This window comes from Subtercola boreus, assembly GCF_003399625.1.
In the GTDB taxonomy this organism is placed as follows: Bacteria; Actinomycetota; Actinomycetes; order Actinomycetales; family Microbacteriaceae; genus Subtercola; species Subtercola boreus_C.
On sequence record NZ_NBXA01000002.1, the window covers coordinates 37,890 to 55,316 of the forward strand.

The 17,427-nt window shown below is 69.5% G+C and carries 17 protein-coding genes; 5 read left to right on the forward strand and 12 right to left on the reverse strand.

Annotated features, from left to right (window positions below; all coding sequences use genetic code 11):
* Nucleotides 1-107 precede the first annotated feature (107 nt).
* Nucleotides 108-260 (forward strand): hypothetical protein, encoded by a 153-nt coding sequence (locus B7R21_RS19920; protein WP_172582137.1) that lies wholly within the window; start codon nt 108-110, stop codon nt 258-260.
* 122 nt (nt 261-382) lie between these two features.
* On the opposite strand, the gene msrA is transcribed toward B7R21_RS19920, so the two are convergent.
* The 5 genes from msrA to B7R21_RS01325 all read right to left on the reverse strand — a co-directional run bounded on the left by msrA (nt 383) and on the right by B7R21_RS01325 (nt 5,127).
* Nucleotides 383-898 carry a peptide-methionine (S)-S-oxide reductase MsrA gene (gene msrA, locus B7R21_RS01305; protein WP_116281450.1) on the reverse strand — a complete coding sequence of 172 codons (516 nt, stop codon included), beginning with the start codon at nt 896-898 and terminating at the stop codon, nt 383-385.
* Between the two features lie 96 nt (nt 899-994).
* Nucleotides 995-2,452 carry a hypothetical protein gene (locus tag B7R21_RS01310; RefSeq protein WP_147305765.1) on the reverse strand — a complete coding sequence of 486 codons (1,458 nt, stop codon included), beginning with the start codon at nt 2,450-2,452 and terminating at the stop codon, nt 995-997.
* Nucleotides 2,442-3,248: a TIGR03943 family putative permease subunit gene (locus tag B7R21_RS01315; RefSeq protein WP_253259570.1), complete on the reverse strand. Its 807-nt coding sequence runs from the start codon at nt 3,246-3,248 to the stop codon at nt 2,442-2,444. Before B7R21_RS01315 ends, B7R21_RS01310 begins: the two co-directional genes overlap by 11 nt.
* Complete coding sequence (locus tag B7R21_RS01320) at nt 3,238-4,371, reverse strand: permease (RefSeq protein WP_253259571.1); 1,134 nt, start codon at nt 4,369-4,371, stop codon at nt 3,238-3,240. Before B7R21_RS01320 ends, B7R21_RS01315 begins: the two co-directional genes overlap by 11 nt.
* 27 nt (nt 4,372-4,398) lie before the next feature.
* Nucleotides 4,399-5,127 carry a hypothetical protein gene (locus B7R21_RS01325; RefSeq protein WP_116281452.1) on the reverse strand — a complete coding sequence of 243 codons (729 nt, stop codon included), beginning with the start codon at nt 5,125-5,127 and terminating at the stop codon, nt 4,399-4,401.
* Between the two features lie 157 nt (nt 5,128-5,284).
* Here B7R21_RS01325 and B7R21_RS01330 point away from each other — a divergent pair, with 157 nt between their 5' ends.
* Nucleotides 5,285-5,968 (forward strand): TetR/AcrR family transcriptional regulator, encoded by a 684-nt coding sequence (locus tag B7R21_RS01330; RefSeq protein WP_172592000.1) that lies wholly within the window; start codon nt 5,285-5,287, stop codon nt 5,966-5,968.
* Nucleotides 5,969-6,123: 155 nt separating this feature from the next.
* The gene (locus tag B7R21_RS01335) at nt 6,124-7,563 is read left to right on the forward strand and encodes an MFS transporter (protein ID WP_116281454.1); all 1,440 of its coding nucleotides are present in this window, start codon (nt 6,124-6,126) and stop codon (nt 7,561-7,563) included.
* An 86-nt stretch (nt 7,564-7,649) separates the two neighbouring features.
* Here B7R21_RS01335 and B7R21_RS01340 read toward each other — a convergent pair whose 3' ends face one another.
* The 4 genes from B7R21_RS01340 to B7R21_RS01355 all read right to left on the reverse strand — a co-directional run bounded on the left by B7R21_RS01340 (nt 7,650) and on the right by B7R21_RS01355 (nt 11,988).
* The gene (locus tag B7R21_RS01340) at nt 7,650-9,113 is read right to left on the reverse strand and encodes an ABC transporter permease (protein ID WP_253259572.1); all 1,464 of its coding nucleotides are present in this window, start codon (nt 9,111-9,113) and stop codon (nt 7,650-7,652) included.
* Nucleotides 9,110-9,910: an ABC transporter ATP-binding protein gene (locus tag B7R21_RS01345; RefSeq protein WP_116281455.1), complete on the reverse strand. Its 801-nt coding sequence runs from the start codon at nt 9,908-9,910 to the stop codon at nt 9,110-9,112. The genes B7R21_RS01340 and B7R21_RS01345 overlap by 4 nt, the downstream gene beginning before the upstream one ends.
* Before the next feature lie 111 nt (nt 9,911-10,021).
* Nucleotides 10,022-10,696, reverse strand: a complete 675-nt coding sequence (locus B7R21_RS01350) for a response regulator (protein WP_216364069.1) — start codon at nt 10,694-10,696, stop codon at nt 10,022-10,024.
* A complete protein-coding gene (locus tag B7R21_RS01355) occupies nt 10,693-11,988 on the reverse strand; it encodes a sensor histidine kinase (protein WP_116281456.1) in 1,296 nt (431 codons plus the stop codon). Before B7R21_RS01355 ends, B7R21_RS01350 begins: the two co-directional genes overlap by 4 nt.
* 164 nt (nt 11,989-12,152) lie before the next feature.
* Here B7R21_RS01355 and B7R21_RS01360 point away from each other — a divergent pair, with 164 nt between their 5' ends.
* Entirely contained in the window at nt 12,153-12,446 is a 294-nt protein-coding gene (locus B7R21_RS01360) for a putative quinol monooxygenase (RefSeq protein WP_116281457.1), read from the forward strand.
* 43 nt (nt 12,447-12,489) lie between these two features.
* Here the strand turns inward: B7R21_RS01360 and B7R21_RS01365 are convergent, their stop codons facing one another.
* The 3 genes from B7R21_RS01365 to B7R21_RS01375 all read right to left on the reverse strand — a co-directional run bounded on the left by B7R21_RS01365 (nt 12,490) and on the right by B7R21_RS01375 (nt 16,186).
* Complete coding sequence (locus B7R21_RS01365; RefSeq protein ID WP_253259573.1) at nt 12,490-14,253, reverse strand: dipeptide ABC transporter ATP-binding protein; 1,764 nt, start codon at nt 14,251-14,253, stop codon at nt 12,490-12,492.
* Nucleotides 14,253-15,059, reverse strand: a complete 807-nt coding sequence (locus B7R21_RS01370; protein ID WP_116281534.1) for an ABC transporter permease — start codon at nt 15,057-15,059, stop codon at nt 14,253-14,255. Before B7R21_RS01370 ends, B7R21_RS01365 begins: the two co-directional genes overlap by 1 nt.
* A gap of 125 nt (nt 15,060-15,184) precedes the next feature.
* Nucleotides 15,185-16,186, reverse strand: coding sequence for an ABC transporter permease (locus tag B7R21_RS01375; protein ID WP_437184168.1), 1,002 nt, complete (start codon nt 16,184-16,186; stop codon nt 15,185-15,187).
* 240 nt (nt 16,187-16,426) lie between these two features.
* On the opposite strand from B7R21_RS01375, the gene B7R21_RS01380 reads away from it, so the two are divergent.
* The gene (locus B7R21_RS01380) at nt 16,427-17,350 is read left to right on the forward strand and encodes a substrate-binding domain-containing protein (protein WP_216364071.1); all 924 of its coding nucleotides are present in this window, start codon (nt 16,427-16,429) and stop codon (nt 17,348-17,350) included.
* The last annotated feature ends 77 nt before the right edge of the window (nt 17,351-17,427 follow it).

The following is a 17,427-nucleotide window of genomic DNA, read 5'->3' on the forward strand; positions in this document are numbered from 1 at the left end:
CCCCGCTCGCTCGAAGCCCGGCGCCCCGTGTGACAGTCACATACTCACCATCCGGGCCGGAATGTGTGAGACGATGCTGTTTTCGCCGACGAGACTGGTCCCCCACCGTGAGCTACACCCCCGCACCCGAAGAGCCGACGGATCCGAAGAACCCGAAGCGGCCCACGAACACGCGCATCGCGATCTGGATCGGCGTCGCGGCCGTGGGCCTGTACTTCCTCGGCACCGGGATCTTCGGCATCCTCACCGGCGGCAACTGACCCCGCGCTGCCTGCCCGCGCTGCGCGCGTACCCCGCCTGAACGGTTCCGCGGTGGTTTGTCGCTTCCGCGCCTGCGCGCGCACCCGCGGATGCGACAAACGGTAGCGCTTCCCCAGGTGTCCTAGGCCTGCTGGGACTCGCGGCGGGGGAGCTTCCAGCCGGGGCGCACGAAGTGGCAGGTGTAGCCGTTCGGGTAGACGTCGAGGTAGTCCTGGTGCTCGGGTTCTGCCTCCCAGAAGTCGCCGGCGGCCTCGACCTCGGTGACGACCTTTCCCGGCCAGAGACCTGAGGCATCGACGTCCTCGATGGTGTCGAGTGCGGTGTTCAGCTGGGCGTCGCCGATGTAGTAGATCGCCGAACGGTAGCTGGTTCCGCGGTCACCGCCCTGGCGGTTCTTCGTCGACGGGTCGTGGATCTGGAAGAAGAACTCCAGCAGCTCGCGGTAGCTCGTCTTGGCCGGGTCGAAGGTGATCTCGATAGCCTCGGCGTGTAGGCCGTGGTGCCGGTAGGTGGCATTCTCGACGTCGCCGCCGGTGTATCCGACGCGGGTGGTCACGACGCCTGGACGCTTGCGGATCAGGTCCTGCATGCCCCAGAAGCAGCCGCCCGCGAGGATCGCCTTCTCGAATTCAGCCATGGTGTTGTCTCCTTTGCGTTCGACATCCGGTACAACAGTCGGCTCGGCGCCGGTGTTCCGGCAGATGGTGCACTCGCGCAGGCTCCCAGCGCGCACTCAGCCTGCGCTGCACCAGTCGGGTTGCGAGCCGGTGACGGTGCGGGATGCCGTGGGGTCGTCGAGCGGGATGTAGGTGGTGGTGGTGGCTGCGATGGTGGGTGCCGCTGCGGTGGGTACCGCGGTGGTGGGTACTGTTGCGGTTGCGGTGGCGGCGTCTGCCGCCTCTGCCACGGCGTAGCGGCCGTTGGCTGAGAGGCAGTACCGGATGATCGTGGTGCCCGCGGGCGCGCTGAACAGTGTCTCGGAACCTGTGCCGTCGACCTTCTGCAGGCTCGTGGCGCCGGGGCCGGGTGCGACCACTGCGCCGGTGCTGTCGAGGGGTTCGGGTAGGAGAGTGCTCGCCCCGTTGGCGGCTCCGACTGCGGCTCCGGCGAGCGCGAACGGCGCCGTCACGGGCGTGCCCGGCTGGGCGAAGTCGATCGTCGCCGCTGACCCGCCCGACGCGGTCACGAGCGACTTCGTGTTCGGGAGGAAGCCGAGCATGTCATCCACCGCACCGACCTGGACGGCAGCCGACGAGCCGTCGAGCAGGCCCAGGGCGTCGACGAGGAACAGGGCGCCGTCGGGGCGCTGCACAACGAGTGACGTGGTTCCGGGCAGGAAGGCCCACGACTTCACGTCGAGCAGCTCGTGATCCGGCCCGGTGACGGGGATCGAATAGGCCTGGCCGAGCGTGGTGTCGTAGATGTACAGCTGATCTGCGGAGGTCGGGTAGAACGGCGACGGCGCGGCGCGGTAGGTGTAGCCGAAGAGATTGCTCTTCACCGAGGAGGCGAGCCCGGTCACGGTTCCGGGGCCTGCCAGCTGCACGGGGATGGGGGCTGCTGATCCGTCAGGCGACACGATGTCGAGCAGGTCGTAGCCGTCGGTGTCCGGTGTCGCCACCACGAGTTTCGAGCCGATCGTGGTGAAGCGGCGGATCTCCGGTGCGCTGAAGACGGTGTCGCTGGTTTCTCCCGTGAGGGAGGCGCGCACGATGCGGTCGTCTGTCGCAGCGCCGCCCGCCGCGCCCACGCCCGTCGTCGAACCCGGAACGAGGTAGGACACCACGGCATCCGGAGTCGTGAAGGAGTAGGTGAAGGTGGAGGTGGCATTCTGGGACGCGCTCCGCACGCCGGTTGCCGTCACGGTGTAGGTGGTGTTGTAGGCGAGCACACTGCCGAACTCGACCTGGATGCTCGTCTGGTTCGTGGTCGTCTTCACGGTCGCCGCGGGGCTCACGCTCACCTGCGCGTCGGAGACCGGAGCGATGACCTCGTTCGCCTGCAGGAGCAGCCGCTGACCGGCACGCTCGACGCTGGTCTGCACGTTCATCTGGGCGGTGGTCAGCCGCGGCCCCTGCGTGAGGTTCAGTGCGACGAGGCCGGCCGCGAGCAGGGTGAAGACGGCGATGCTGCCGTAGAGGAGCATCCGGAACCGGCGTGCGGAGGGCCCGGCTGACGACTCAGTAGACATAGGGGTCTGAGGGCTGGGCGATGGCGGCGATCCGGTCGGGCTGCAACACGATCGATGCCGCGCTGAGCACGCTCGGGTCGGCGCCGAACGTGCCGTCGACGCTCACCCAGCTGTCGACGGGGTACGAACTCTGCCAGCCCGGCTGGTAGACGGCCACGCCGACGGGCTGGGCGTCGACCGCGCAGCAGGTCACCACGAAACGGGCGACGAAGAAGACGTTGTCGGGATCGTCGGCGTCGGGCGTCACGAACCCGGTGATGCTCTCGGCCCGGCCGCCGAAGTAGTCGAGCCCCACGCCCTGCCGCATGAGCAGCGACCAGTTCTTGACCGTGTACGCGGACGTGTCGTCGGTGGTGCTGGCGGCCTGGGCGCTGGTGTTCCCGAGGGTGGCGGAGGAGCTGTTGATGCTGCGCTGCTCGACCGTCGAGGAGGTCAGCGTCGAGGGCGGCACCACGAGCAGGGTCGCCACGGCGGCCGCCACGACGGCGAGGCTCGCTGCGCTGCCGGCGAGCATCCAGAACCGTCTGCGGCGGCGGGGAGTCGAGGGATGTGCGTGGCCGTCGTGGTCGTGGGCATCCGCGTGGCCGTGCCCGTCGTCATCGGACGCAGGGACAACCGCGAACGCACCCACGATCAGCACCACGGCGACAGCCGCCATGATCAGGGTGAATACGTAGTACCGCGGGTGGATGTACAGCCCGAGCTGCCCGGCGAAACCGAGCCACACCGTGGCGACGACGCCGATGAGGCTCAGGGCGAGACCCTGCCAGCGGGAGATGAGGCGGCTAAAAGACAAAGTTCACGGCCAATCCGAGAGTCGCAGCACACATCGCGATCAGGATACTCACCTGCACGAGGGTCTTTGCTGTGAACGTGGTGCGGAGCAGTGCGAGCATCTTCACGTCGATCATCGGTCCGAAGACCAGGAAGGCGACGATTCCGCCGGGGAGGAAGGTCGATCCGAACGACAGGATGAAGAACGCGTCCACGTTCGAACAGATGGCCACGACGAACGCGAGCAGCATGAGTGCCAGAACAGACCAGAGCGGGTTGCTGCCGAGTGCGACGAGCAGGTTGCGGGAGACGGCGACCTGGATGAGCCCGGCGATCCCGGCCCCGATGAACAGGGCGGGCATCATCGCGCTGGTCTCGGTGGAGAACTGCAGGAAGGTGCGGCGCACGCGGCCGGTGCGGGGGGCGGCGGCATCCACAGCGCACGCCTCCTGGAACCCGGGCGTCAGCAACGTCTCGGGCTGCGGGTGGCGGCTGAAGATCCAGCCGACCAGGTTGGCGATGAGCAGGCCCCCGACGATGCGGGAGACCAGGATACCGTCGTTCCAGCCGAAGGCCTGGTAGGTGGTGATGATCGTGATCGGGTTGATGATCGGGGCCGCGAAGAGGAACGTCATCGAATCCGCGACGGTGAGCCCGCTCATGATGAGGCCACGGGAGAGGGGCACGTTCCCGCACTCGCAGACCGGCAGCAGCACCCCCAGCAGCGAGATGCTGAGCCTTCTCAGTGCGGGGTTCCGGGGCAGTCGCCTGAGCAGGAAGCCCTCCGGCAGCCACACCTGTACCAGGCTCGAGAGCACGATTCCGAGAAAGACGAACGGCAGCGACTCGATGATCACGCTGATCGAGAGGGTGACGAAGTCGCGGGCCGGGTCGGTCATCCACGCGGTCAGCCCGGGCGGTGCCAGCCAGCGGATGCCGAGCAGCACCAGCACCGCAGCGATGCCGATCAGCGGGGCGGGGTTGAATTCGGAGCGCGTGAGGTCACGAAGCGACGGGTTCGGCCCGCCGAGCCGCTGCCCATCGAGCCGCTGCCCGCCCGGCGTTCTCGGCGCGCGGATGTCGCGGCGCGACGATTCGCTCGTGGGCAGACGTGACAGGGGGACCCTCCCGAGGTTCGCCTCCATTGTAGGCAGGGCGCCTGGCGGTCTCGGCTACAGATCGTCACCAGGCTCCATCGCGAGCGCGGCAGCAAGGCTGCTATTGGAGCGCAACCACGTTTCAAGATCCCGGTCGAGAAGGCGGGCGAGTTTGAAGCATCTGGCCAGGCCCTCTTGGATCGTTATCCGTCGATTAGCGCCGGGTATGGGAATGCCGTTGAGAAGCGGTTCGTGGTGAGCTGCCCGGTTCCTGATCGCCTGGACCTCCTTTACGGTGTCGAGCGTCCATGCGCGGGTGAACTGTCCATGTTCTGCCAGTGCGACGGCGCGGCCGCCCCGGAATGCGGAATGGAGTGACGCTCGCCAGAGGTCTTCGTAGTCGACCGATCGCTTGAGAGGACCGAAACCGACATCGCCACCGGCCTCGAGAAGGTTTCGCCAGAACCCGAACATCAACTGAGCGACGACACGGCCAGGGGTGCGCCGAGACTCCGGAACGTCGTTCCAAGCCCTGGCTACGGCCTGAAGGGATCTGTTGTCGAGTCCCATCGCCTGGCGGTACCAGTCCGGCCGTCCGGAGGATCGTGTCAGGGCGTCGTTCATGGCGTTGCGCAGAGCGACTTCGAGAATGGCGATATCGGCTATCGCGGCAGCTGACAGATCGCGGTCCCAGAGGTAGAGACGTAGTTCATCGCGACCCGACCGGGCGGACTCGAGCCGGAAAGCACGGAGGCGGTCTGGCGATATTGCGCGCACGAGGGCAGCTCGGTGATGGGTTTCCATGTCGAAGATGAATTATATTCGGTTTTGCTGTGATATGGTTTTCAGGTATTCCCCCGAGCGCGCCTCTCCGGACTTGAGCCGTGAAGCGTCGGGGGTTCTTTTTTCTCCTCTGATCCGCGCCAAGGATGAGTGCGCCTGTACGGAGTACAGTGGAGGCATGAGTGCATCCACGGGAACCACGCCACGAGGGAAGTCCCGCGAGCGGCTGAGCCGCGGGGTGTTGGCGGCCAGCGCCCTCGAGATCGCCGATCGCGAGGGGCTCGAGGCGGTGACGATCCGCCGGGTGGCGACCGACAACTCGGTCACGCCGATGGCGCTCTACTGGCACTTCGCCGACAAGGAGGCGCTCTTCGACGGCATCGCCGAGCGCATCTACGGGGAGGTGGCGCTTCCGGATCGGGTCTCCCCGTGGGATGCCGACCTGCAGGCTGTGCTGGTTGCCGTGCTGGAGGCCCTGCGCGGGCATCCGCTGGTCGCGGAGATGGTGCCGTCCCGCATCATGAAGTCCGAGGCGGGTCTCGGGATTGCCGAGCGCGTGATCGGACTGCTGCGATCGGCCCGGTTCTCGCCGGCGGAGGCCGCCCAGACCGGGATGTTCCTGCTCTGCTCGCTGGTGGAGCTCGTGGCGATGGAGCCCGGGCAGGATGCCCTGGGGGATCCGGAGGCGCGCGATGCGCATCTGCGGAGCAAGCGCGCTGCGCTCGAGTCGATGGATCCGAAGAAGTTTCCTGCCCTGCTGGAGTCCGCCGAGTTCTTCCTGGTCTGCCCGAGCGAGGATGCCTACTTCGGCCGGGGCGTCGACTTTCTCGTGGCCGGCACTCTCGGCATCCAACCCGCCTGAGAGGTCGCGCACCCGCCTGCGGCGACGGAGGGTTCGGCCGCCCGGCGCTGCCCCGCGACATCCCGACCGGTCTTGCGCTCCTATACGCCGTAGATGTACATTGTAAATGTACGGCGTAGATGCGCGTCGCACAGGAGCGGAAGCAGGAACAGACAATGAGACAGAGCCCCTGGAGCACCCTGGTCGTGCTCGCGATAGCGCAGTTCATGGTGGTGCTCGACGTGACCATCGTGAACGTCGCGCTGCCGAACATGCAGACCGACCTCGGATTCGCTCCGGATGACCTGCAGTGGGTGATCAGCGCCTACACGTTGATCTTCGGCGGTTTCCTGCTGCTCGGCGGGAGGTCTGCCGACCTGATCGGGCGCCGGCGCGTGTTCGTGATCGGGCTCGTCGTCTTCGCGCTGTCGTCGCTCGCGGCCGGACTCGCGACCTCGCCGTTCGAGCTGATCCTCTTCCGCGGGGTGCAGGGACTCGGCGGTGCGATGCTCTCCGCGAGTGCGCTGACCCTCCTCACCGTGACCTTCGAGCACGGCCGCCGGCGGAACATCGCGCTCGGCATCTGGGGCGGACTCGCCGGCCTCGGCGGCACGCTCGGCGCGATTGTGGGCGGCGTTCTGGTCGACAGTCTCAGCTGGCGCTGGGTGTTCCTCGTGAACGTGCCGATCGGTGTCATCGTGATCGTGGCCGCGTTCCTCATCGTGCACGAGAGCCGCGCGGAGGTCACCGGCAGGCGCACCTTCGACATCGCGGGCGCGGTGCTCAGCACGACCGGGCTGCTCGCGATCATGCTCGGTGTGATCCGCGCGGAACCTCTCGGCTGGGGCTCGGTCGAGGTGATCGGGCTGCTTGCCGGGGGAGTGCTGCTGCTCGGGGCGTTCGTGCTGGTCGAATCGCGGTCGGCGGCTCCGCTCATTCCGCTCCGGCTGTTCCGCACTCGGAGCCTGTCGTTCTCCGTGGTGGCGCTCGGGCTGAACAGCGCCGGGTTCCTGGCGATGTTCTTCCTGACGGCGATCTTTTTGCAGCAGGTGCGGGGGCTCTCGGCGCTCGACACGGGGATCGCGTTCCTGCCGATGGGTGTCGCGGCCATCGTGGGGGCGGTCGTCGCCTCCCGTTTCGTGACGACCTTCGGCACCCGGCCGGTGCAGATCGTCGCCGCGCTCATCAGCGTGGTGGGGCTGGTGCTGCTGTCGGGGGCGGATGCGCAGAACGACTATGCGACCAACCTGCTGCCCGGCCTCGTGCTGTTCGGACTCGGCATCACCGCGATGGGGGTTCCGGCGCAGGTGGCGGCGCAGTCGAAGGTGCACCGGAACGATGCCGGTGCGGCATCCGGAGTGCTGAACGCGGGGTACCAGGTCGGCGGTGCGCTCGGGCTGGCCGTGATCACCACGCTGGCGACGTCGCACATCGCGGATGCGCTGGCCGGAGGTACGGCACCGGTGGCCGCGGCGGTCGGCGGGTTCCAGTTCGGGCTGCTGGTCGCGGCGGTCTTCGCTGCCGCGAACATCGTGATCGCGGTGCTGTCGCCGTCGGTGAAGGTGACCGGGGCCGAGGCGACGGAGGCCGCGGAGCTCGAACCCGTCGCGATCTAGCGTGGCGCTCGCGGGCGGGCGCGTGGTGCCGGCGGGCGCGTGGTGCCCGCCGGGCGCGTGGTGCCCGCCGGGCGGCACGGGGCGCGTCAGGCGGCGGCCAGCGCCACGGTCGGCGTGACGCGGGTCGCGCGGCGGGCGGGCGCGAGCGACGCGAGCAGCGTGAGGAGCGCCGCCGCGACGGCGAGAGCCGCCACGAGCCCCGGGGGCACGGTCGGTGCCACGAGACCGGGGCTTCCCGCGATGCCGCCGAGGAGCGACTGGGCGCCGGCCCAGCCGTAGAAGGTTCCGAGCGCTACGCCGAGCACGACCGCCGACAGGGTGAGGGCCGTGCTCTCGGCCACGATCATCCTCCGTAGCTGGCCGCGGGTGAATCCGAGGGCGCGGAGCAGTCCGAGCTCGCGGGTACGCTGGAGCACACTCAGCGACAGCGTGTTCACGAGGCCGACGGCCGCGATGAGGGCGCTGAAACCCATCAGGGCCGAGAAGACGACGACCGTGCTGACGAGCATCCTGTCGACCCCCTCGTACACCTCGGGTTGGGCGGCCTGGGCCGTGCGGATCATCTGCTGGAAGCCGGCCGTCGCCACCGCGAACGTGGTGATCAGGGTCACGCCGATCAGCAGTCCGACGGTCGAGCGGGCGCTCCGTTCGGGGTTCCGAACCGCGTTCCGGGAGGCGACGAGGGCTGTAGGACCGCTCCCGAAGAGGCGGCCGACGGCGCTCAGGATGACCGGCAGCACCCGGTTCGCGCCCACGATCACTCCCAGGAACGACACGATGCCGCCTAACAGCGCCACGAGCACTCCCCGCGGGTCGCCGAGTCCGACGAAGACGCCTGCCGCGAGCAGGATGTCGCCCCCGAGGAAGAGCGCCAGAGCGACGGCGGCACGGGCGGGCCCGCCCGCGGCCTCACGCTGGTCGGAGGGCAGCGCGGCGGCGATCGCCTGGATCGGCGTGACGGCCAGCACCCCGCGGGAACCCACCCATGACGCAGCCCACGTGCTGAGCGCCACGGCAACCACGGGAAGGCCGACCACCGGGGTGAGAGGAGCGTAGGGCAGGTCGGGGAGGAACCCGGCGCCGACACAGGTTCCGATCAGGAGGACCGTCACGACGGTGCCTCCCAGGGCCCCGAGAATCGACCCGGCCAGGCCGATGAGCAGCCCCTCGCGGACGATGGATGCCCGTTCCGTGCGTGCCTCGGAACCGAGCAGTCGGCGGAGCGCGATCGCCCGGGTGCGACCGGCGATGATCGTCTGGAAGCTGTTGGCCGTGACGACGGCGCCCACATATACCGCGACGCTGAGGAAGACGACGGCAGCGATGGGCAGGAGGGACGCGACCGTCGCGCTGGCCCCGGTGACGTCGTCGGCGGCGATGGCGGTGGTCAGCACCGACACAGTCTCGAGGAGCGAGACGCCGAACGCGGAGCTCAGAGCGGCGACGAGGATGCTCGCGGTGTGCTCGCGGAGCGGCCGGGCGGCGGTGATTTGCGCGGCGGTGGGGCGCGCAGTGGTGGGGCTGGCAGCGGTGGGCCGGGCGGCACTCACGCGGCGACCTCGAGGTCGAGCATGAGGCGGCTGATCTCGTGCGCCGACGACGGCCCCCGGTCATCCACCACCCGGCCATCGGCGAGGAAGACGATGCGGTCTGCGAAACTCGCAGCGATCGGGTCGTGGGTCACCATCGCGATGCTCTGCCCGTGTTCTCGGCTTGCGTTCGCGAGCAGCCCGAGCACGTCGCGGCTCGTCTTCGAGTCGAGGTTGCCGGTGGGCTCGTCGGCGAAGACGAGTTCCGGGCGGGTGACGAGCGCGCGGGCGATCGCGACCCGCTGCTGCTGGCCGCCCGACAGCTCGTGCGGGCGGTGGCCGAGCCGTGCGGTGAGCCCGAGGGAGTCGACCAGCGCGAGCATCCGAGCCGTCTCGGCAGCGTCGGGCCGGCGACCGTCGAGCTCGTACGGCAGCAGGATGTTCTGGCGCACGTCGAGCGTCGGCACCAGATTGAACGACTGGAAGACGAACCCGATCCGGCGTCGGCGCAGCAGGGTGAGCGCGCGGTCGTCGAGGCGGGTGATGTCGGTTCCGCCGAGGGCGACGGTTCCGGATGTCGCGTCGTCGAGCCCGGCCATGATGTGCATCAGCGTCGACTTGCCTGATCCGCTCGGCCCCATGATCGCCGTGAAGCTGCCGGCCTCGAGCCGCAGGGTGACGTTGCGAAGCGCGCTGACCGTGGCGGAGTCGGCGCCGTACGACTTGCTCAGGTTCAGGGTCTCGGCGATCGGTGCCCGGTGCGAAGCGTTCAGGTGCTGGCGGGCCGGAACGGGCGGGGTGAGCGTCTCTGGGGTCATTCTCCGACCATAGGAAAGGCTCGCGCGCGCCGAATCGCTCGAACGGATGACCGGGGTCAGCCGGAGGGATGATTCGGGGGTTCATCCGGCAAGACAGGATGATCCGCGGGTTCAGCCGGCCAGGCCGTGCTCGTAGGCGAAGACCACGAGCTGCACCCGGTCTCGGAGCCCCAGCTTGCCGAGCACGCGGCTGAGGTGCGTCTTCACGGTGGCCTCGCTCACGAACTCGTCGGCCGCGATCTCGGCGTTGCTGAGCCCGCGTGCGACCTGGTTGAAGATCGCCCGCTCGCGCACCGTCAGTGAATCGAAGGCCGGCGGCGGTGGGGTCTTCGCTGAGCCGGCCGTGAAGTGGTCGAAGAGTTCGCGGGTCGCCGAGGGGGCGATCACGGCGCTGCCGCTGTGCACCATCCGGATGGCCGAGAGCAGGAAGGCGGGCTCGGCGTCCTTCAGCACGAAGCCGCTCGCCCCGCTCCGGATGGCGCGCGCGGCAGCTTCGTCGAGGTCGAAGGTGGTCAGCACGATGATGCGCGGCCGTGCCGCACCCCGGGCATCCGCTCCGGCCAGGATGTGCTGGGTCGCCTCGATGCCGTTCATTCCGGGCATCCGAACGTCCATGAGGATCACGTCGGGACGCACCGCGGCCGCCAGCTCGACGCTCGAGGCTCCGTCGGCGGCCTCACCCACGAGCAGCAGGTCGGGCTGGCTGGCCACGAGCATCCGGAGACCGGAGCGGAAGAGCGCCTGGTCGTCGACCAGCGCGACCCGGATGACCACGGGGTCGCTCACGCGGGGACCGCCCGGTTCGGTTCCGGCTGGGGTCCTGTAGGGGCTACGGGAACCGGCAGCTGGGCCGAGACCACAAAGAGCGTGCCCCGGGGAGCCGCAGCGAGCACCCCGCCGGCGAGGGTCGCGCGCTCGATCATGCCGGGAATGCCGTGGCCCGAACCGGCGATTGCGTCCCCACCCGCGACCGGGTTCGAGCTCGTCACGGTCAGCCAGAGTTCCTCCCGGCCCCAATCGAGCGCGACGACCACGGGTTCGGAACGGTCGGCGTGCCGGAGCGCGTTCGTCAGCGCTTCCTGCACGATGCGGTAGACGGCGAGCTCGCGGGGGGAACCGAGGGGTGCAGTGATACCGCTCGTGCGGAGCTCGACCGTGAGCCCGGTCGATCCGAACTGGCGGGCCAGGTCATCCAACTCGCTGAGTCCCGGCTGTGGTCCGCTCGGCTCGTTGTGCCGGAGCTCGCCGAGCAGTACCCGAACATCGGCGAGCGCCCCGCGTGCGGTGCTCGCGATCGTGCTCAGCGACTCGTCGACGAGGTCGTGCCCATCCCGTGGATCTGCGATTCGGTCGTGATGTATGCCTGACGAGGCATATAGGTACCGTGCGCCGTCGGCCTGGGCGATCACGACGGCGAGCGAGTGCGCGACGATGTCGTGCATGTCCCGGGCGATGCGGTTCCGCTCCTGCTCGACGATCACCGCCTGCTCGGCGAGCAGCCGGTCGCTCTCCGCCGTCTGCTGGGCCGCGCGGCTCGCCTCCGAACGGGAGAACGCTCGCGTCAGCACCCCCAGGACCCAGCTCAGGATGAACACCGCCACCGAACCGGTGAAGACGATCAGCGTGCTCTCCGCCACCGACGCGAGTTCGCCGTTCAGGCCGGCACGGAGGCCCTGGTAGATGACCGAGGGCGTCGCATACGTGAGCAGCGCGGGAATGGTCACCGAGTAGAGCGTCGCGAGAGCGGCCCCGACGAACGTCGACGCGAAGCCGAGCCAGCGCAGAATGCTGGGGCCGTAGGCGGCAGTCGAGTAGAGCACCGGGAGGATGGCGAGGTCGGCGAGGCCCGGATCCTGCCTCAGCAGCATCTGGAGCACGGCGACCAGCCACGCGAGGATGAGCGCGAGCGGCGGACTGAACCGCCGGAGCGCGAGAGCGACGCCCATCCCGAGGGCCACCCCGGCGTCAGCGAAACCCACGTAACCGGACTGGGCCGTGTAGGCGAGCGCCACAACGACGAGCACTGCGGCCACGCCGATGTCTGTTCCCAGTTGGCGGGAGGTGAGGGCGCGGATCATAAGAACACCGTAGGCGGCGTGCGGGGGCGCGGGGTGGCCAGATGGGAGATTCTGCATCCCGGGCGGGCCGAAATCATCCTTCCGGTGGAGGAATCCCACGCGGCTGTGGGAGGTTGGAGGAAGCGTGGGCGCGTGCCCGCGCCGCGCACAGACGAAGGAGAACCATGATCACCGCCACGCTCGAACTGCGACTGAAGCCCGAAGCCGTCTCCGGATCGGAGGGCCTCATCCGCACGGTGCTCACCCAGACCCGCGCCCGCAAGGGCAACCTCGGTGTCGACGTGCTCATCGACCGCGACGACGCCACTCACGTGACCGTGCTCGAGCGCTGGGAGTCGATCGAGGCCGACACCGCTTACCGCGCCTGGCGCCAGACCGACGAGGGAAAGAGCGAGCTCGGCACGATCCTGGCGGGGCCGCCCGTGCTGTCGATCTACGAGACGTCGTTCTCGCTCTAGGTACCCGGCGCACCGGCGCTTCGGCGCTGCGGGCGCCCGCGCGTCAGCGGAGGCGCGGGGCCGCCTCGAGCAGGCGGCGGGTGTACTCGTGCGCCGGGCGCGCGAACACATCGGCGCTCGGGCCCGTCTCGACGATGCGTCCGTCGAACATCACCGCCACCGTGTCGCTCATGTGCTGCACCACGCCGAGGTCGTGCGAGATGAAGAGGTAACTCAGGCCCCGTTCGCGTTGCAGTTCGTCGAGCAGGTCGAGCACCTGTGCCTGCACCGAGACGTCGAGAGCGGAGACGGGCTCGTCGCAGACGAGGATCTCGGGATCAGGCGCCAGCGCCCGCGCGATCGCCACGCGCTGGCGTTGCCCGCCCGACAGGTGCAACGGCCTGCGGTCGGCGAGTGCGCTCGCCAGGCCGACGGAGTCGAGGAGCCCGGCGATCGACCGGGCGAGAGCGGCCCGCCCGCCGACTGAGCCGCCGACTCCGCTGGCGCCCCGGCCTGACGTGAGCGCGTCGGCGAGGATCTCCCGCACGTTCCAGCGAGGATCGAACGACCCCAGCGGATCCTGGTAGATCGCCCCGATCCGCCTCCGCTCGGGGCGGCGCAGGCGTTCGCGCAGGATGCTCCACGGTGCGCCTCCGAGGGTGAGCGTTCCGGCATCCGGAGCCGTCAGCCCGAGCGCGAGGCGGGCGGTCGTCGTCTTTCCCGAGCCGGACTCGCCGACGAGCCCGAGGGTGCGCCCGCGCTCCAGCACGAACGAGACGTCGTCGACGACGAGGCGCCGCGAGGCGTCGGGGCCGCGGTAGCTCTTCGAGAGCCCGCGGGCCTCGAGTGCGACAGTGCGACCTGCCGCTGCGAGGTGCACAAAGCCCGTCGAAAGGACGCTAACTGCTGGAATGGCGTCGCTTTCGAGCGGTTCGGGTCCTTTCGACGCGGGTGCGGTGGGCGAGGTGGGTACGAGGGTGGAGGGGGTGGGGGCCAGGCGGGTGCCGCGCGGGCGCCCGGCCGGCACCGCGCGGATGAGGCGCCGGGTGTAGTCGTGCTGCGGGTCGCCGAGAACCTGCGCGGCGGGCCCCTGCTCGACGATGCGCCCGTCTGTCATCACGGCGATCGTGTCGGCGATGCGGCTGACCACCGCCAGGTCGTGGCTGATCAGCAGGATTCCCGTGCCCTCGCTCTTCAGCCGCTCGAGCAGCCGCAGGATCTGCTCCTGCACGGTGGTGTCGAGGGCGGTGGTCGGTTCGTCCGCGATCAGGAGCGATGGTTCGAGGGCGATGGCCGACGCGATGAGCGCCCGCTGCCGGAGCCCGCCCGAGAGTTCGCCCGACCGCTGCCGTGCGCGCAGGTGCGGTTCGGGAACGCCCACCTCGGCGAGCACCTGCAGCACGCGTGCGCTCCGCTCCGACGGCGTGAGGCGGGTGTGCAGGCGGAGCGCATCCGCGATCTCCCGGCCCACCGTGCGGAGCGGGTCGAGCGAGACGAGGGCATCCTGCAGCACGAGCCCCACGTCGGCACCCCGCATCGCCCGCAGCTGGCGGTTCCCGAGGGTGAGCACGTCGTGGGAGCCGACCCTGAGGCGATCGGCGGACACGCGCGCTCCGTCGCCCGCGAGGCCCAGGATGCTGCGTGCCGTCACGCTCTTGCCCGACCCCGATTCGCCCACCAACGCGAGGCACTGCCCGGGTTCGATCCGGAGACCGACGCCGTCGACGACGGTAGTGCTCGCGCGCCCGGAGCGGAACGCGACGCGGAGGTTCCGCACGTCGAGCACGGCGGCACGCTCGCTCATCGCCACGGCATCACGCTCGCTCATCACCGCTCCCGGTTCCGGCGCTGGAGGCTCCGCCCGAGTACCGTTGCCGACGCTGCGGCCAGCACCACGAACGCCCCCGGAAAGAACGTCAGCCACCACGCAACACTGATGTACGTTCGCCCCGCCGACAGCATCGCGCCCCATTCCGCGGCAGGCGGCACAGCCCCCAGCCCGAGGAAGCTCAGCGCCGCCGCCCACACGATCGCCTGCCCGATCCCGAGCGTCGCCAGCGCGAACAGCCCGGCTGCCACGTTCGGCAGGATGTGCCGGCGGAAGATCTGCGCCGGGCTCCGCCCGAGCACCGTCGCGGCCTCGATATACCCCGATCCACGGATCGAACGGATCTCCGACCGGATGATCCGCGCGTAACCGGGCGCCGTGGCAAGCCCGACGGCGATCGTCGATGTCGCCACTCCTGGCCCGAAGATCGTGATGAACAGCAGCGCCAGCAGCAGCCCCGGGAACGCGAACAGCACCTCGAGCAGCCGGTTCACGCCGAAGTCGACGCCGCGCGGACCGAGGCCGGCGAGGGAGCCGAGGATGACCGCCAGCACCAGCCCGATCCCGGTCGCCGCCACGCCGATCAGCAGTGACGACCGGGCACCGTAGACGACCCGGGTGAAGATGTCGCGCCCGGACTCGTCGGTGCCGAACCAGTGCCCGGGCGACGGCGGGGTGAAGGCGTCGGCCGGGGCGATTCCGAGGGGATCGGTCGCGGTGAGGAGGCTCGGGGCGAGGGCGGCGACGAGCAGGAGGAGCAGCACGAGAGCGCCGACGATCTCGGTGCTGTGCAGGTGGCCGAGGATACGGCGGGCCCCGGATGCCCTACCCCCCGGTTCGCGAAGGCCGGGGCCGCGCTCGCCGCCGCCCGCGCCGGGGCGCCGCTCGCCGCCGACGGGCGACGGCAGGAGCGGTGCGCCCGCCGAGCCGCTCACCGGTCGCCGCCCTTCTGGCGGAGCCGCGGGTCGGCGAACCGGTCGGCCAGGTCGGTCGCAATCGTCACGACGATGTAGACCAGCGCCACCACCATCACCACGCCGATGACGACAGGGACATCCCTGATCAGCACAGCACTCAGCAGGGTGCGGCCGAGCCCGGGGCGGGCGAAGACGGTCTCCACGACGACGGCGCCGCTGATAAGCGAACCGAACGCCCAGCCCGAGAGACTGATCGCGGGCAGGGCAGCGTGCCGGAGCGCGTGGATGAGCCGCACCCCGGTCTCGCTCTCACCCCGGGCTCTCGCCGAGACGGTGAACGGGGCATCCAGAGCGTTCAGCACCGACTCGCGCATGAGCTGCCCGAGGAACCCGGCCAGCGGTATCGCCAGCGTGAGCACGGGCAGTACGAGGCCCGGGATGCCCGGTGTGCTGATCGCCGGGAGCCAGCCCAGCCCCACGCTGAACAGCAGGATGAGGATCGTGCCGAGCCAGAAGTTCGGCACAGCGGCGGCGACGATCTCGAGCACGGTGGAGACGGCGGAAGCGACGCGCCCGCCCCGGGTCGCCCAGAGTGCGAGCGCGATGGCGAACAGCCACGCGACCGCGAGCGAGACCACAGTGAGGATCAGGGTGCTGCCGAGGCCGTCGAGGATGACCTGCCCCACCGGCACCTTCAGTGCGTACGACGTGCCGAAGTCGCCGGTCGCGAGCCGCCCCAGCTCGTGCAGGTACTGGGTGAACAGGGGCTGGTCGAGCCCGAACTCGGCGCGCGCCTGGGCGAGCGCCTCTGGCGTCGCGCGGGAGCCTGGCCCGCCGAGGATCGCCTCCGCCGGGTCGCCCGGGATCAGCCGGATGCCGAAGAAGATCAGCGTGGCGACGGCCCACAGCACGAACACGGCCCCCGCGACCCGCGTCGCGGCCCACCGCAGCGCCCGCCCGGCGGCCCGCCGGCGCCGCGGGGCACGCACTGCCGTCGCGGCGTGGAGGGCTGTCACTCTCTGAGCCTACGTCGTGCAGACTTCGGGCGGTCCACGGCGACGAGTGAGGAGTGCGCAGATGCGCACTCCGTGGCTCCTATTTTGCTCTTAAGAGCAGACTCGTCAGCTTTTGTTGCCCAGCGACCAGGGCCGCTCCTACGGTGGGGGCATCCCGTTCTGACCAAGGAGGCTCAGATGAAAAAACCATGGCGTTTCGCAAGCCTGATACCCGTCGTTCTCGTTCTTTCCGCATGTGCAGTGACCACCACCCCGGGCGGCGCGGCAGGTACGGGCGCAGCAGCCGGAACCGACGGCAAGATCACGATCGGCTTCAGCCAGGCGACGCAGCAGTCGCCCTTCTACGTCGAACTGGGCAACGGCGTCAAAGCAGAGGCAGAAGCTGAGGGAGCAGACCTCGTGTACGTCGACGCCAACGGCGACGTCACGAAGCAGAACAACGACATCCAGGACCTGATCACCAAGAACGTGAGTGTCCTCCTCGTCAACCCGGTCGACCCGCAGGGCATCGCCCCGAGCATCGCCGCAGCCAAGGCGGCGGGCATCAAGGTCATCACCGTCGACCGCTCGGCCCAGGGCGCACTCGCCCACGTCGGCCGCGACAATGTGGCGATGGGCAAGCTCGTCGGTGATGCTGTCTCGAAGGCGCTCGGCGCTGCCGGCGGCAAGATCGTCGAGATCCAGGGCGATGCAGGAGGCACCGTGGCGATGGATCGCTCGAAGGGCTTCCACGATGCCTTCACCGGCAACAGCGCCGTCACGATCGTCGCCGGACCCTACGCCGAGTACATCCGCGCCAACGCGGTGACCGCCATGCAGGACCTCCTGCAGGCGAATCCCGACGTCAAGGCGGTCTACGCCCACAATGACGACATGGCCCTCGGCGCTCTGCAGGTGCTGAAAGAGAACGGGCGCACCGACGTGCTCGTCTCCGGTGTGGACGGTCTCATGGAGGCCGTGACCGCCATCTCGACCGGCAGCGAATACGTCGCGACCGCGCTGAACGACCCGATCTCGTTGGGTGCGACGGCTGCGAAGACGGCGATCAGCGCAGCCAAGGGCGATTCCGTCGACGCGGAGATCGACGCCGGCACCGAGCTGATCACGAAGGACAACGCGGCCGGCTACATCGGCACGACACTCTTCGCCGAGGCCAAGAAGTAGCACTTCCCACCACACGGTGACGGCGGCCTCCGGGCCGTCGTCACCATCCACTCTCCCCACTCCCTGCAGACGACTGC